Source organism: Microbulbifer variabilis (assembly GCF_056232115.1).
Window position 1 is genome coordinate 3,954,699 of record NZ_CP174325.1, and the last position, 16,069, is coordinate 3,970,767.

Annotated in this window: 12 protein-coding genes; 4 read left to right on the plus strand and 8 right to left on the minus strand. The window is 47.3% G+C overall.

The features are described from left to right. The first annotated feature begins 15 nt into the window (after nt 1–15). Nucleotides 16–1,290: a serine hydrolase domain-containing protein gene (locus ACJJI7_RS17685; protein WP_020415419.1), complete on the plus strand. Its 1,275-nt coding sequence runs from the start codon at nt 16–18 to the stop codon at nt 1,288–1,290. Nucleotides 1,291–1,692: 402 nt separating this feature from the next. Here the strand turns inward: ACJJI7_RS17685 and ACJJI7_RS17690 are convergent, their stop codons facing one another. After that, entirely contained in the window at nt 1,693–2,700 is a 1,008-nt protein-coding gene (locus ACJJI7_RS17690; protein WP_282950595.1) for an aldo/keto reductase, read from the minus strand. Nucleotides 2,701–2,937: 237 nt separating this feature from the next. Here ACJJI7_RS17690 and ACJJI7_RS17695 point away from each other — a divergent pair, with 237 nt between their 5' ends. Further along, nucleotides 2,938–3,843, plus strand: a complete 906-nt coding sequence (locus ACJJI7_RS17695) for a LysR substrate-binding domain-containing protein (protein WP_444901604.1) — start codon at nt 2,938–2,940, stop codon at nt 3,841–3,843. A 205-nt stretch (nt 3,844–4,048) separates the two neighbouring features. Here the strand turns inward: ACJJI7_RS17695 and ACJJI7_RS17700 are convergent, their stop codons facing one another. Next, the gene (locus tag ACJJI7_RS17700) at nt 4,049–4,351 is read right to left on the minus strand and encodes a hypothetical protein (RefSeq protein ID WP_282950593.1); all 303 of its coding nucleotides are present in this window, start codon (nt 4,349–4,351) and stop codon (nt 4,049–4,051) included. A 106-nt stretch (nt 4,352–4,457) separates the two neighbouring features. On the opposite strand from ACJJI7_RS17700, the gene ACJJI7_RS17705 reads away from it, so the two are divergent. Further along, nucleotides 4,458–5,363, plus strand: a complete 906-nt coding sequence (locus ACJJI7_RS17705; RefSeq protein ID WP_444901603.1) for a LysR family transcriptional regulator — start codon at nt 4,458–4,460, stop codon at nt 5,361–5,363. A gap of 54 nt (nt 5,364–5,417) precedes the next feature. Here ACJJI7_RS17705 and ACJJI7_RS17710 read toward each other — a convergent pair whose 3' ends face one another. The 5 genes from ACJJI7_RS17710 to ACJJI7_RS17730 all read right to left on the minus strand — a co-directional run bounded on the left by ACJJI7_RS17710 (nt 5,418) and on the right by ACJJI7_RS17730 (nt 13,921). Beyond that, entirely contained in the window at nt 5,418–6,629 is a 1,212-nt protein-coding gene (locus ACJJI7_RS17710; RefSeq protein WP_444901602.1) for a DUF3179 domain-containing (seleno)protein, read from the minus strand. A 395-nt stretch (nt 6,630–7,024) separates the two neighbouring features. Further along, on the minus strand, nt 7,025–8,413 hold the full coding sequence (gene dbpA / locus ACJJI7_RS17715; RefSeq protein WP_444901601.1) for an ATP-dependent RNA helicase DbpA: 1,389 nt from the start codon (nt 8,411–8,413) through the stop codon (nt 7,025–7,027). 252 nt (nt 8,414–8,665) lie between these two features. Next, nucleotides 8,666–11,806, minus strand: coding sequence for an efflux RND transporter permease subunit (locus ACJJI7_RS17720; RefSeq protein ID WP_444901600.1), 3,141 nt, complete (start codon nt 11,804–11,806; stop codon nt 8,666–8,668). After that, nucleotides 11,800–13,335 (minus strand): efflux RND transporter periplasmic adaptor subunit, encoded by a 1,536-nt coding sequence (locus tag ACJJI7_RS17725; protein ID WP_444901599.1) that lies wholly within the window; start codon nt 13,333–13,335, stop codon nt 11,800–11,802. The genes ACJJI7_RS17720 and ACJJI7_RS17725 overlap by 7 nt, the downstream gene beginning before the upstream one ends. 184 nt (nt 13,336–13,519) lie before the next feature. Beyond that, nucleotides 13,520–13,921 (minus strand): hypothetical protein, encoded by a 402-nt coding sequence (locus ACJJI7_RS17730; RefSeq protein ID WP_020415432.1) that lies wholly within the window; start codon nt 13,919–13,921, stop codon nt 13,520–13,522. Between the two features lie 401 nt (nt 13,922–14,322). On the opposite strand from ACJJI7_RS17730, the gene ACJJI7_RS17735 reads away from it, so the two are divergent. Further along, entirely contained in the window at nt 14,323–14,913 is a 591-nt protein-coding gene (locus ACJJI7_RS17735) for a hypothetical protein (protein ID WP_353375436.1), read from the plus strand. Nucleotides 14,914–14,996: 83 nt separating this feature from the next. Here the strand turns inward: ACJJI7_RS17735 and ACJJI7_RS17740 are convergent, their stop codons facing one another. Beyond that, nucleotides 14,997–15,986: an alpha/beta hydrolase gene (locus ACJJI7_RS17740; protein ID WP_444901598.1), complete on the minus strand. Its 990-nt coding sequence runs from the start codon at nt 15,984–15,986 to the stop codon at nt 14,997–14,999. Nucleotides 15,987–16,069 lie beyond the last annotated feature (83 nt).

A 16,069-nucleotide genomic window follows, 5' to 3' on the forward strand; every position in this document is an offset into this window, starting at 1 on the left:
ATTGGAAATATCTCTATGCCAAAAAACCTAAAATCAAGAAGGCGCAGTGGAATATATTTTATAGCCTGGAGTGCAGCCCTGATCTTGGTAGTCGGTTATGTTTCTCCCTCATTTGCCAAAACCGAGGTAACACTCAATGATTTTTATCGTCCATTCGATCTTTCTGAAATCAATCAGAATAATATGCAAAGTTGGCCTTACTATAGATATACGTCCATGCATTGGGATGAGTATGGTATTTTCGGTACAGTACATATCATGGAGGCAGAAAAACCCGCCAAGCTGGAAGTCGTTAAAGAGCCCTTTAATATAAGTTTGGATATTCGTAAGGGATGGCCTTTCGTTGAGTCTCTAACTGCGACGCAAACCAAAGGTTTCCTGATTATGAAGGATAATCAAATTATTGGAGAGTTTTATGATAATGGGCTAGATCACAATCAAACTCAGCTTTTGCAGTCTTCTTCTAAAACTTACGCAGGGGTCATTATTTCAAAGCTGATTGATGAAGGTAAGATCGACCCTAATCAGTCGATTGAAAGCTATCTACCTGATTTTGCCGGTTCAAAAATTGGCAAAGCCAAAGTCCAAGAAGTACTTGATATGACCTCCGGCCTGCTGCCCGCTACGGATTATCATGTGCCCGGAGGTGAAGCCTTCTTATTTGAGATCGAACAAGGACTAAAGCCAGGCAAACCAACGGGACATCGTAATGCTATCAGGAACGCTAAGGTCCAGAATAAACCGGGTGAGGTATATACTTACAATGATAAAAATACCGATTTACTGGCCATACTAGCAGAGGAAGTTTCAGGGCACCCATTCAACAAGCTTCTTTCGGATCTCTTTAATGACTTTGGAGCAAATAGTTCTGGCTCCATTGCCTTAACGGTTGATGGAACTGCTAGTCCTTCCTATGGTATCAGTACCACCCTGCGCGACTATGCACTTTTTCATCAGTGGATCGCCCAGGGCAAGGCTCCAAAGAGTTTCTATGATTCTGTAAAGAATCTTGACAAAGACCTTCTTGGAAAATCAGAAAGTGGCAAGTCGCTTGCTAATGCACTGGGAACGCCTGTGGCATATGGTTCTCAAGCCTGGTATTTACCAGAATACAATGTCATCTACACTGCGGGTTCCTATGGGCAGTATGGGTTTAGTGATCTCAATAGTGGAATGTCTGTGGTCTTTATGCAGGACTGGGAAGACAATGCTGTACCCCCAAAATTAGTTGAAACAGTGGAACGTGCTAAATTCCTTATTAATCAGCTAGGAAAACAAAATGATTCTTAGCACAAGATTCATGTATGAACAATTCTTCACGCTTCAATTGATAATAATCTTGGAAAGACTGACAGGGCTCGTTGAGAGTATATCTAACTCTATTTTTTTAAGAATAGGTCAGGTTAAAATCAGTACTTCAACTGGACTGCTTAATATTAATTTAAATATAAAGTTATCAGTGTAAATCAAACTGAGATTGTAATTGTTACATTATGTGGTGTTTGTGTTGGTTTGGTTTTAGTGCTTCAGACTTGATCTGACAGTTATCATTTTTCATGTGATGGTCCGCCAGCTCAAGTCTGAATTAATCCAACATAGTGATACGAGATGCAGTCAGGCTATAAGATGAGTCATCCTATCAGTTGCCACACGCGCCTCTTCTCGCTTAGCTATTTATGCTAATCCTTATTCTCAAGTTGGTAGAGGAGCAGATTCATCGACAAGTTTTTCTTGACGTAGTTCTTGCCATAGTGTCTCTGGAATATTGGTTTCGAGAGCCTCAACATCCTCTTTGATCCTGCTAGGTTTACTCGCACCTGGTATAACTGCAGCTATAGCCGGATTAGCCAGAACAAACTGCAATCCAATAGCCTTAGTGCTGACTCCATACCTATCACCAATTGCTTTGATTTTAGAAACTTTCTGAACTATGTGCTTTGGTGCTGGCGCGTACTCAAAATTTGGTCCCCCAACCAAGGCTCCTGAACTATAAGGACCTCCGGCCACGATACTGAGGTCGCGTTCTATCACCTGGGGTATAACTCTCTGAAGAGCTCGAGAATGATCCAACAGGCTGTAGCGGCCAGCTAGTAAGAAGCCATCGGGGCGAGGTTCCTCAAGATCAAGAAGTATCTCAATCGGCTCCACTCGGTTTACTCCCAGGCCCCAGGCTTGAAGTACGCCTTCATCACGCAGTTTATCAAGAGCCCTGAAAGCACCTTTTCTCGCGCTTTCAAATATGCCAAGCCATTCGTCACCATAGAAATCCTGGGCTACATCGTGAACCCATGCAATCTCAATATGATCGGTTTTTAAGCGCTTGAGGCTATCTTCTATCGAGCGCATTGTTGCATCGTATGAATAGTCATTAACTATCTTATTGGGGCGGCCATACTTGAAAATATCACGCTTATCTCCAAGTTCTCTGCCGCCACTATCTTCAACTTCATCCAATATCAAGCGGCCAACTTTGGTGCTGATTACATAGTCTTCGCGTGGGAATCCAGATAGCGCCTCACCCATGCGAATCTCGGCGAGTCCGGCCCCATAGAAAGGGGCATTGTCAAAGTATCTGATGCCGCAATCCCAGGCTGACTCTACAGTTGCCAAGGCCTCAGATTCTGGAATCTGGCGAAACATATTGCCAAGAGGTGCAGTACCAAAACCGAGTTTACTGGGTAAAAGATTTCTCAATTTCACTTTGAACTCCCATCAATCAAATTCATAAATTTTGAAGGTTTTGACTAATTGGCCAGCCTGTTAAGAGTCCCAGACTAACCTGCTACTCCGCTTAACCATGCAATCTGTAAAGCGCTTCTGATTACTAGCACTTGTGCGACAGCAGTCAACGGCAGTGGCTTGAGGGGCTAGTCTGCTCTAGTTGCTTTTGATGAAAAAGCCGTCTATAAGCAATAGACTATTGATTTGGAGTCAACAATGAAGATCACCCTTCAAGAATTACAGGTATTTACCACTGTGGTAGATACGGCTTCGATCACTTCGGCTGCCGATAGGCTAGAGCAGACTGTATCTGGGGTAAGCCGTGCACTCGCCCGCTTGGAGAGTAAACTGGAAGCGACATTGCTTCAGCGCACTACACGGCGTTTGAAACTCACTGAAGAAGGGCAGGCTTTCCTTAAATATGCTCGGGATATTCTCATCTCAGTGGAGGAGGCTGAGGAGCAAATGGCGGCTCGTCAAAAGCAACCCTCAGGTCTTCTGCGTATAGACGCTGCCACACCATTTATGCTGCATGTAATAGCACCATTGATAAATAGCTTCCGTGCTAAATTTCCCCAGATAGAGCTGGAGCTAAACAGTAATGAGGGAATAACTGATTTGATAGAGAAGCGAACTGATGTGGCATTTCGTATTGGGAAACTTCAGGACTCAACATTACATGCCCGCTCAATAGGGACTAGCAAAGTCCGAATACTTGCTAGCCCTGGCTATTTACAACAGCATGGTACTCCAGAGAGTGCAGAAGAACTTGGCCAACACGTATTACTTGGTTTTACAAAGCCTGAATCCCTTAACAAATGGCCGCTTTATGAACGAAGCGGAGATAAACTGCAGATTAAGCCAACGATGGCTTCATCTAGTGGGGAAACTTTACGGCACTTAGCCCTCTCAGGTGCAGGGATCGTTTGCTTATCTGATTTTATGACTCAGAGGGATCGTCATGCTGGGCGATTGGTGCAGCTATTCTCAGATCAAACTGTAGAAGTCAAACAATCCATTAATGCAGTTTATTACCGTAACACCGCGCTTTCATTACGAATTACCAGTTTTATCAACCATATTGTTGAAGAACTGGGTAAGCAACCATTTGATAAGGTTTAACCGCAGACATCCTTACTTAACACTCAAATAATCCACGGATTCCCAAAATACATAGTCCACAGGGTATTATCTATAGTTGTTAACAGTAATTAGACTTCTGCTATTGGTGGTTGCTTGTTAGAGTGACATATTGCTACGTTACCGTTGGCGACTATTTTTTGTACGACAAAGATTGGTTTGAAGATTGAGCCATTGGCGTGGCTCATTAAAAGCCAAAATTCAGAATTCCATTATAGTCTGCTAGGTAATTTTGATGACTATGTATGGCGTGTTGAACCAGTCCTCTATTGTCTATTTGATAAATAGCTGCACCACATTGATTACAAAAACCATATTCTTTTACTGGTCCAGACTCAAAAGAGTAAGTATTGAGCCGCTTTGATGGATCTTCAATCATTGCTGGATTTGAAGCCTCAACAAAGCTTATTCCACGACCTGTCTTTGGAGAGATTGAGCTATTGAAAAGTTTGTAATGGATGGCCCCACAGTGACAAGTTAAGTTGTTCATCGATTTATCTCCGGAGTGGATTGGTATGGGTTTAGAGTTTACTATTTGGCAGGTCTCGATAAAGATTATCAGCAGAAAGTCATAATTAGCTTTAAGGAAACAGTCGGTGCGGCGGGAATATGATAAGTACCACTTGATTAGTGTCTTTTGTGCCGTAGTGGATCATGGCTCCCTAAGTAAAGCTGCTAGCCACTTGGGATTATCAGCGCCAACTGTGAGCAAGACATTGGTACAGTTAGAGAAAGTGTTGGGCCAGGTGTTGTTGAACCGAACTACCAGAGCACTTTCTCTTACAGAAGCAGGCAGGCTTGTATACCAGAGCGGCCAGAAGATACTCAGTGCATTTACTGACCTGGAAGATCAGGTCGCTGAGGTTGGTAGTCTTGATCGTGGTAAGTTACGCATTACTTTCCCTGAAACCATAGGGAAAACTGTGTTTAGCAAGATCTGCAATGATTTCCAAAAAGAGTACCCTGACTTTAGTCTCGAGTTAATTTTTACTCCCTTTCTCATGGATATGATTGAGGATGATATTGATATAGCCTTTCGCGTATCTGAATCATTACCAGATAGTCAGTTTTTTTCTCTACCACTACTCAATATATATCCTGTATTCGTGGCATCACCCGAATATTTAGCGAAAAATGGGTGCCCGTATTCAATAGGCGAACTCAGTCAACACAACATATTGTTGACGAGGCTAAATGGCCTTGAAGATGGATGGTTGATTGATGGGAAATATTACCAATTCAAGGGCAACTTAATTTCCAATGAAACTTACCATACCCGCTCTGCGGCATTGAATGGTAATGGTATAGCTATTTTACCCTCTTATTTCTGTAAGAAAGATATTGAAAGAGGCAGATTAATAGAGTTACTCCCTGAACTGGAAAGAAAAGATAAAACGGTAGGAGCCCTGTACAAAGTGAAACGTAAAGGTTCTAAGAAAATTGATATTTTTTTGAGTTTTGTGGAATCCAAACTGCAAGAGTCAGATGTAACCATGTGTTAAAAATAGTAAGCCTGGTAGTATATTAGACCGATGTTGCTTCTTGTTTAACTGTTATCAGGAGCTGGCTTTCTGAGTGGGTATGCGATTTACATCTGTTTCAGGGAAGAAATTTTGCCAGACAACCCAGTAAGCTTCAGATTTCATCGTTTCAACGCGTTCTAACTTCCCCACGTTACTCTCTCCGCCGAACTGTACATTAGAGATCTGGCTACCATTGTCATTATAATATGCACCAACGCTATCGAGGTCTGAATGGTAAACGATAACAATATCCCGGCCACCGATTTCTACGTTTAATAGTCCACCATGATCCTTAATGAAATCTTTTGTATAAGCTACATAGTCTTCGCCGATATTAACACCGTAAATTTTAGTTTTATTCGGCAACCTATTATCAAATTTCTTAATGGTAGGAAACGCAGGTTCCTCTTTTTTAGCTTGATCTGAGATTGCGTGAGTGAAGATCATATGCATCAGGCGATCGAAGATGGCTAAAAAGGGGTTGTCGGTAAAATTTGGTATTGGGTTCAGAAATATTTTCCCATTGGGAAACGCTTTCTCAAAAGCCCACAACGGCATCCGATAGCTGGGCCATTCGGGCATCCTCGGCCCTTTAGGGCCTGCATCTTCACGGGTGCCCCAAAACTGCTGAATTGGCTGCCCGGTTTTTTTATCCCACATCACCAAATTATTCTCGATCTGGGTCATAACACCTAAATCCAGGGCTTCCCCATCAATTTCGGGTGTGTAGGCAATTCCCATATTAGTCAGGCCACAATAGGTCATTACCACATTTTCACCAGCTAGCCCTTCCTTTGTACCGGCCACATGTGGCCGAAGAATGTGATCATCAGGGTGACCTCTAGCTTCGCCGTTAGCGTCAATTACTATCAGGCTGGTATCCGGGGATAGGTTCTCTTGGGCCTCAGCTATGGAAAAATAGCGCGCATTATGTTGTTGCGCGCGCATCATAATAGAGGGGTTGATATACCCAGAGTAGAAGGCGAAAGCAGACAGGGCACTGATGATCCAGAAAATGACATCAGAGCCAGCGCCAGAAAACCATAGCGTCAGTGCTGATACCAACCATAATATCCCTGCGGCAGTAGCAATCTTGTGCCTCCGATAGAAGGTCCACATTGTCGCTTTACGAGGAGTTTGCACAATCCACTGGCTAAGATCTGCGAGGTCGCGAAACAGACGTAGGCTTAGATAAAGGCAACCCAGTAATGATAACCAGTGGATACACTGAATAAGAAAGGCCATGGATAAAGTCCCTGACTAAACCATCAGAATACCTGGCAGAACACCTCGTCGAAAAACAGGATGACTCTGCCTGACAATCCCTGAATCACTAGGGTAGTAGAGGAGCAGGCATTAAGCGCGGGGCTTTGTGGGCACTGGTGTTCTCACAGTACCCTGCGATTATGATCGCTCCAGTTGATTGAATGCAATGCCTGGTAAAAAGACCTATCGTGGAGGTGAATTGCATCTTCCTTCGTGAGATTTCCATTGCCAAAATACCTGGGACATCTCCAGCAGCACCAGCGACCGTAGTTTTAGTGCCTGCTACCATCGGTGTAGCAATGCGTTCTTCTACTTATGTTGACTAGTAACGTGCCGCCGGCCTATAAAAGCATCATTCAATTATGTTAAATGAATTATCCTCGAATACGCCGTACCCGGAATTTACGCCCCTTCAGCTTTCCGTTTTCAATTTTCTTTAGTGCTTGTGCTGCCACATTGCGTTTAATCGCAATATAAGCCGTCTGATCCAGCACGTTTATCTTGCCAACATCTTTTCCATTTATCGGACGATCGCCGCCGGTCAGCGCACCCAGGATATCGCCGGGGCGAACTTTCTGTTTCTTGCCGCCATCGATCTGCAGGGTAGCCATCGGTGCCTGGAAAGGAGGTTCACTCAATATGCTGGCTGGTGGTGGTGTATCTGGGTCGGATAGTGGGTCCTGGGTTAGTTCCATACGAACCAGTTTGTGGCCTTCCTTCTCCGCAAAAAAGGAGTAAGCGCAACCGCGCTCACCGGCACGGCCGGTTCGTCCGATGCGGTGGGTGTGCACTTCCGGATCTTTGGCGATATGAAAGTTGATAACGGCATCCAGCTTGTCGATATCCAGGCCGCGTGCCGCCACATCGGTAGCTACTAGGATTGAGGCGCTGCCATTGGCGAAACGAATCAGCGTTTCGTTACGTTGGCGCTGTTCCATATCACCATGGAGGGCAAGGACATTAAAACCTGCCTGTTTCAGGTTATCGGCCACCTCATCGGTTTCACGTTTGGTATTACAGAAAACCAGAGTATTGATCGGCCGATCATTCAGTAGAATACGGCGGGTCATCTCCAGCCGATCGTCGAAACTCTCAGTTCGGTAAAAACGTTGCTCGATTACCTCATCACTGTGCGCAGAATCAACCTTAACCATCACTGGTTTTTGCATCACACGCGCGCTGAGCCGTTCGATTTCATCGGGATAGGTGGCGCTGAATAGTAACGACTGCCGTCCAGTAGGCACCTGCGCCAGAATAGTATCGATAACTTCCTGAAATCCCATATCGAGCATCCGGTCAGCCTCGTCAAAGACCAGCGTATCGACATTCTCAAGGGACAACGTTCCTTTGCGTAAGTGTTCTTCGATACGCCCGGGGGTGCCAACGATGATATGTGCACCATGTGCCAGGGAGCCGATTTGAGGGCCGAAGGGCATGCCGCCGCAGAGAGTGAGAATCTTAATGTTGTGAATTGCCCTCGCCAGTCGGCGCAGTTCATGGGCAACCTGGTCTGCCAGCTCACGTGTCGGACACAGAATCAGCGATTGAACCCGAAACCGGCCGACATTGAGCCGTTGCAACACCCCCAAACCGAAAGCCGCAGTTTTTCCGGAACCGGTTTTTGCCTGGGCGATAACATCTTTGCCATCCAGCATGATCGGGAGCGTCTTGGCCTGAACCTCGGTCATGGATTTGTAGTTGAGTGACGCCAGGTTTTTCAGCAGGGCGGGGTTTAGGGGGAGATCGGAAAAAGGTGTGGTCAAGGTAAATCCTGGAGTCGTTAAATGTCAAATAGGCGCATTACACAAGCAGCCAGTAAAGTGAATTTCACTTTCTCAGCATTTGTTGTCGCTGCAATTTTACAGTCTGGGCAATATAAATTTTGTAAGGAATTTTAACAGTTAACCCCGGGGAAACCTATGAATCACCTTGTTCCAGCCTAAGGAACTCCCGTCCAGATTACCTTCCTACGAGAGGAGTATTGGGGCACCGCATAAACCCGGCCCCCCAATTTACTAGCGTCGGCTTTGCTTAACTTCGCGAGCTTTCCATTGGTAGAACACTCCGGGCATTACTAACAGCACAAATAGCAGTGTGGTTATGGTGCCGCCCACCATGGGCGCTGCAATCCGTTTCATAACGTCTGCGCCGGTGCCATCGGAAATCATCACTGGTATCAATGAAATTAACAGTGTCAGGCTGGTCATTAGCATCGGGCGAATACGTCCGGCTGCTGCTTGGGCAACAGTCGCAGTATTGCCGCGCTCAGAGTTATTTCCGGCGGCAGATAAGTAGTGCAGCATTAATAACCCCATCTCAGCGGCGAGACCAGCCATGGCAATCATGCCGACCCATACAGCAACGCTCAGTTTGTAGTCGAGCAGGTACAGCAGCCAGAAGGCGCCGATCAGTGCCATTGGCATGGCAGTGAGCACAAACAGGGTGTCGGACAGCCGGCCGCGATGCAGGTATAAAAGGAAGCATACAGCCAACAAAGTCAGGGGTACCAACCATTGCAGGCGGGACTTGGCGCGCTCCAGGTATTGGTATTGGCCGGCCCAGGCGATACGTTGGCCTGGAACCAAGTTAACCTGGTCGGCGACAACCTGCTTTGCGCGATTGACATAATCTGCGACGCCGATATCGCTTTTCAGGTCGACAAAAACCAAGCCAACTAGTTGCCCATCCTCATTGCGAATCATGGGTGGGCCGGTTCGGAAATCCAAATCAGCCAGTTGGTTCAGGGGCACCTGGGAGCCATCAGAGGCGGGGACCAGGATTTGTTCCAGCTGTTCGGGAGTATCCCGATAGTCGCGGGCATAGCGCACCAGTACATCGTAACGTTCGCGGCCTTCAATGGTTTGGGTTGCGGCCAGGCCGCCCGCTGCTGCGGCAATCACATCCTCGATATCCTGCACATTTAGGCCGTGGCGGGACGCCCGTGCGCGATCAATATCAAAGTCCAGGAAGTATCCGCCGGTTAGGCGCTCGGCGAAAACACTACGGGTTTGTTCCGCCGTGCGCTGGTCGCTGCGCAAAGCCTCTTCGATGGCCAAAGCAGTCTGCTCAATTTCCTCCAGGTTATCTCCAAAGACTTTAATGCCCAGCTGGCTGCGAATGCCTGTGGCGAGCATTTCAGTACGGGTTTGGATTGGCATCCACCAAATATTGGGCATACCGGGGTAGCGCAGCTTTTCATCCATTTCCGCCAGCAGCTGGTCCCAGGTCATACCGGGGCGCCATTCATTCTTGGGTTTTAGGGTAATCACTGTCTCCACCATGGATAGTGGTGCAGAGTCAGTAGCACTATTGGAGCGGCCAATTTTGCCAAAGACACGCTCGACTTCCGGAAAGGTTTTCAGTTCTTCATCCATTTGCTGCAAAACTTTTCCCGCTTCGGTAACGGACATTCCGGGTAGCGCGGTAGGCATATACAGGATACTGCCTTCATTGAGCGGTGGCATAAATTCACCACTCAACTTGCTGATGGGGTAGGTCACGGAAACCAGAGCTAATACTGCGAGAGTGGCTACAACTTTGCGTTGCCGTACGCAGAAGTGAATCACTGGCTGCAGTGTATGAACTAAGGCGCGGGAAATTGGGTTTTCCCTGGTGTGAATTTTCCCGCGCATTAGCAGTACAGCGAGGGCTGGAATCAAGGTGATTGCCAATAGGGCGGCGAAAGCCATGCTGTAGGTTTTGGTATAGGCGAGGGGTTTGAATAATCGGCCCTCGGTAGCTTCCAGTGCGAATACCGGCAGGAAAGAAACCGTAATAATAATCAGGGAGAAGAAAATACTCGGTCCGACTTCCTGCATTGCCCGAACGATTAGCGTTCTTTTCTCGCCCGGAGACAACTCCTTATCGCCATCGGCTGCCAGCTTTTTGTGGATGTTATCCACCATTACCACTGCCGCATCCACCATGGCACCGATGGCTACGGCAATACCTCCCAGTGACATAATGTTGGCGGTAAGCCCTTGTAGGGACAGTGGAATAAAGGCCAGTAAAACAGCAATCGGTAGAGTGATTACAGCTACCAATGCGGAGCGGGCGTGGAGCAGGAAAATAGCGATCACGGCGGCGACCACTAGCATCTCTTCAATCAAGGTGTTTTTGAGATTGTCGATCGCGCTATTAATCAATTGTGAGCGATCGTAGGTTACTACCAGCTCAACGCCTTCCGGTAGGCCTGCACGGATTTGCTCGATACGCTCTTTAACTCTCTCAATAACCTTTAGGGCATTTTCACCGTAGCGCATCACTACGATGCCACCTACGGTCTGGCCCTCGCCGTCCAGTTCGGCAATGCCGCGCTGCATTGCGGGCCCCAGGGTAATATCCGCTACTTGATCCAAGGTTACCGGAATCTTTGCCGCATTGACCCCGATCACTACCTCTTTGAGATCATCGATGCTGCGGATATAGCCGCGCCCTCGCACCATGTGCTCGTGGCCTGCGATCTCCAATACCCGCCCTCCGGTATCGTTGTTACTGCGGCGAATAGCTTCGACCACTTTGCCAAGTGGGACCTTGAACATCTGCAAGCGATGGGGGTCGATTTGGACCTGGTACTCCTTTTCGTAGCCGCCAATCGAGGCGACCTCGGCAACGCCCTCGACAGAAGTGAGCCAATAGCGCAATTTGAAATCCTGCAGCGCGCGCAGCTCTTGCAGGTCGTTGTTACCGCTTCGATCAACCAGTGCGTACTGGAACACCCAGCCGACTCCAGTGGCATCGGGGCCTAGAGTAGGTTGAACATCTTCGGGGAGTTGGTCAGCTACCTGGTTGAGGTACTCCAGAACCCGTGAACGGGCCCAGTAAATATCCGTGCCATCTTCAAAGATGGCATAGACAAAACTGAGACCGAAAAAGCTCTGGCCCCGCACATATTTGACCTTGGGCAGCCCTAGCATTGCAGTGGAAAGCGGGTAGGTGATTTGATCCTCCACCAGATCCGGGCTGCGACCTGGCCAGTCTGTCATCACAATCACCTGGGCGTCAGACAGGTCCGGAATAGCATCCAGGGGAACACTGGTTAGCGCCCGATATCCGGCCAGGGCGGCGATAGCAACAAGCATCAGAGTGATCCCGGGCTTACCGGCACAGGCCCCAATAATTCGGGCAATCAGCCCTTTGGGTTCGGAATTTACCATTGTTGTACCCCTGATTTGAGGCGGCTTTCTGCCGCGATCAGGAATACTCCAGAGGTGACAATTTTATCCCCAGCCTGGAGGCCAGAACGAATCACAATTCGTTCGCTGTCACCGTAACCAGTGCGTACCTGTACGGGCTCCAGACGGCCCTGGCCCAGGTCCCGAAAGACGATACGCTTCTTACCGGAAATCAGCACTGAATCTCTGGGTACCACCAGGAGATTTCCCAGCTCGGCACTCAACATGATGTCCGCAAACAGCCCTGGCCGAAGTTCACCGTCGGTATTGGGCAGGGTCACACGTAACCGTGCACTGCGGTTGCTGTGATTCAGGAAAGGGTCAATTTGAGTGAGAGTGGCTGGGATTTCTTCATGGTAGACGTTGGTTAGACGCACCTTGGCCGGCATACCTTTTTCTATCAGCGGCAGCTGATCTTCGTAGGCGTGGGCTTCGATCCAAACCTGGCTGAGGTCGGCAATACGAAGGAGGTTGTCCCCCTTTTTGAATGCAGAACCCGCAACGATGTTCCTCTCAATAATGACACCACCGGCAGGTGCAAAGATCGGGATATAGTCCTGAGCTTTTTGCTGTTCAACCAGCCAGTCGATTTGCTCTTCTGATAGTCCCCACAGAAGCAGGCGCCTTCGCGCCGCTTTCTCCAAGGCATCGCCACGGCGGCGCGCTTTCAGATATTCATCCTGGACGGCAAGTAGCTCCGGGCTGTAAACAGAGAACAGTACTTCGCCACGCTCAACCTGCTTGCCTTCAAAATCCGCATCCAACTCACCAATCCAGCCGTCGAAGCGCAGGCTGATATCCCGCAAACGGGTTTCGTCATAGGTCACCTGGCCGTGCAGGTGGATGGGTAGGGCGAAAGGCTGTCGTTCGACGATACCGGTTTTGATGCCAATAGCTTGGCGCCGACCGCTATCTACCACGATGCTGCCACTTTCGAGTTCATCGTGGCTAACTGGCTGCAGGTCCATACCGCAGATGGGGCAGGTACCGGGCTCTGCAGCGCGGACAGAAGGATGCATGGCACATGTGTAGTAAGCAGTATCGGAGGCTTCCGGTGCTGACTTTAAGCGCAAGCCTTTGCGGTTGGTGCTCATGTCAAAGGCCAGGTCTACATGGCGATCGTGGCCAGTTGCCACATCAACCACCATGGGCCAAGAGCCTACCATGGCAAGCTCTATCTCCCCTGAGAATACCCCGGGGCTGGTTTCATAGACTTCGGCTTGAGCACGCATTGCCGGCATGGCACCCATGGCAGGCATCTCAGCCACTGCGCGGACTTCGGCGCCTGCAACTGGCCGGTTTTCCATATCTCTCACTTCAATACGAATCTGGTTCTTGCCAGCGCGAGGCTGCAGTGGGTCCACGGATACCGCAATCCGGAAAGGGCCAGCAGGAATAAACTCCACACTGTCGGATACAACCAATCCGGCTGTTTTCTTCCAATAGAAAGCGGTACCGACCGCCAGAAATACAGCGAAAGCAACTAAGCCCAGCATTTTTGAGCGGCTCATAACACACCTCCAGAAAAGGAAGTGATGAGTATTTGGGCGCCAAAGGCACCGACCATTTCTTTGCTACTGGGGGTAGCAATGGCTTGTTGGGAAATCAAAGGGTTCACTCCTGGAACAATCTTTCTGAAGCCCGTCAGCAACAATGAGGCTGCGGGATATTCCGCACATCAGAGAGAGGGAGTGATCAGATACGCAAGCGCAGAGTTTCAAGCCAGGTACGATTACCTGGAGAGGCATGAGAAGAAAGGGGTTCGAAGTCAGGTGATTCCGCTGGCGGAGCCAAAATCTGGGGCCACCGATAGGATGGCGGAGGTGCTAACTGGGGTAACTCAAGGTGCAGGAAGGCGGCTGTGAGAGCGACTTCATGGTCATCTAATGAGGTCTTGAGGGAGACCTGGGCATCATACTCGCAGCAATCTTCATCTGATTGAGAGCCTTTGGCCAAGTGGTCACAACAGCATTCTGCTGCCGGCTCCGGGCTATCCATCATTTCGCAAGCGAGCACGGTCTGCACCTGGAACATCAGCAGGAGCAGGGCCGCCATTGCAACTAGCTTGGCGCGGAATGTGGATGGGTAGCTCTTCATTACCTATAAATCATACAACAAGGACAGTCTGTTCGACAAAGGCGAGATAATCGAGCCCATTTTGTAACTCTAGGGCCTATGACACTAAGTAAAGGAAACGGTAGTGCGCATCCCGTTAGGGTAAATGGTTCTGCCGAGGGCTCAAGGAGCTGTAATGACTCTCGTCAATTTTGTAGAGGTCCCTCTTAGACTGCTTTCGATTGGGCTGTAAAAAGCCCAAGGAGCCGATATCGACTGGTTAAAGCCAATCTCAAAACGATATGAAGGAAAAAGGATTTGCAGTGGCGAAAAATTAGGTAGTCTTCAAACGCCAGTCAGGGCTTCTAGCTTCCCGCATTGAGACACTTGGGTTTTTCATTCTTGATTATACTTACCTATGATTGATAACTCGCTTATTGATCATGTGGCAAGGCCTTGATTTTGTGGTAGTAACAATGGCTGGAAGATGGATCTTAACTTGTCTTGTCGCATTTCTCTTTTCACTGCCCGCCCTATCTGAAGACTTTGTGACCGAACCACAAAACTACAGTCCAATCGCGAAAATGACTGATCTTTGGTTGAGGGGTGAAATATCCAGAAGGCAGATCAGGGAATTGGCCCTACGAGGGCGATATGTAAACAACTCCGAAGCCAACAATGCCTATGTATCCTTTTATCTTGATAATATGCAGATAGTGGCTCGCGGAACTTCTGTGTCTGGGCGCTCTGCGCAAATCAATATTCAAGTTAATGAATCCAAATTTGACCTGGATTATGATCTTGTATCAATGCACTTACTCATAAACGGACATGGTAGTGGCCTATCCAACGAACAAAAGTTCCTCTTGATCGTTATGAGTTACCGGCTGGCGGCGGAAGGGTGGAGCAAATCTTTGGGAGTAGATCAGATGGAAAAAAGCCTTATCTACCGCACACTGAATTATCTTTCCAAAATGCCGACAGACTACAAAATGTGGGGTATGGCTAAGGAGATCCAATATCCATTGCATTAAAGTACAATTCTTATGCTCCCAATAAAAATTTCAATGGGGCAATTGTTGATTCAATGACTTTAGAAAGTATTCTGGCCCTAAAGTTAATATGCGCTATTTGTATTGAGCCACTTGATAACTGCATTATGCTCGCTCTGTCCTATTGTAGTCATACTCAAATGATTCCTATTGTGAACTTGGATTAACTCGAGATTTTTTTTATTTAGGCCCTGATAGTTGCTGTAAGGAGAAATACGATCTGAATCTGAGGATATTAGAAGCACAGGGACCTTTGAGGACTTTATAAGAGGCAATATGTTTGTTTGATCCAGGTCAATATTCGATTTTTTCAGAGCTAAGGTAGCACTTTTACGAATGTCTTTCTCTGGGATAATTCTGCTAAGCAATGGGTGACTAACCCTCGCGTAATTATATAAGGCTTGATCAAATTGGAGCATGGGCGCTAATAAAATAGCCCCACTGATATCTACTCTCATATTAGAGATGTATGCAGCTGTTAATGCACCCATTGAACTCCCGACAATATACATATCTTCATCCTTGATCACTCCTTCTTCGATCAGTTTATCGATAAGGGAGTTAATATACTTACTATCATCAACCCCATATTTTTTGTTACCACTTGAGTCACCATGGCCGAGAAGATCTGGGACAACAACCTGGAATCCAAGAAAGCGAAAATATAGTGCTGAATTCAGCATGAACTCTTTGGAAGCACGAAACCCATGTAATAAAAATACAGTGCCAGAAAATGTCTTTTCTAAAGAATCCCTATTTAAATTAAGGTTTACAATACTTTCATTGCCATCTGCCTCAAACTTGACAGAGTATTGAAGTTTTTGTTTGTTTAAAGGTGGTCCATAATAATAGCTGATGCAAACATCTTTTTTTGCTGGGCAATACCTCTCCTTATTGAAACCTAAATCTTCAATTTTCTCTGTGGTGATTATTTCAGTAAAAGGAAAGCTCTCTGAGCTTTCTATAAGGCTGGCAATTCTCTGAGAGCAGGCAATAAGGGCCGGGCATAATATGATGGCGGCGAATAGTATATTTAAATTAATTCTAAATTTCATTGCTATATTATTTTATATTTTCCTATTGACGATTTGGGTGTTTAATTTTGGTCTGTAAGTTAAGCAGTTCTTTTGTGAAAAAG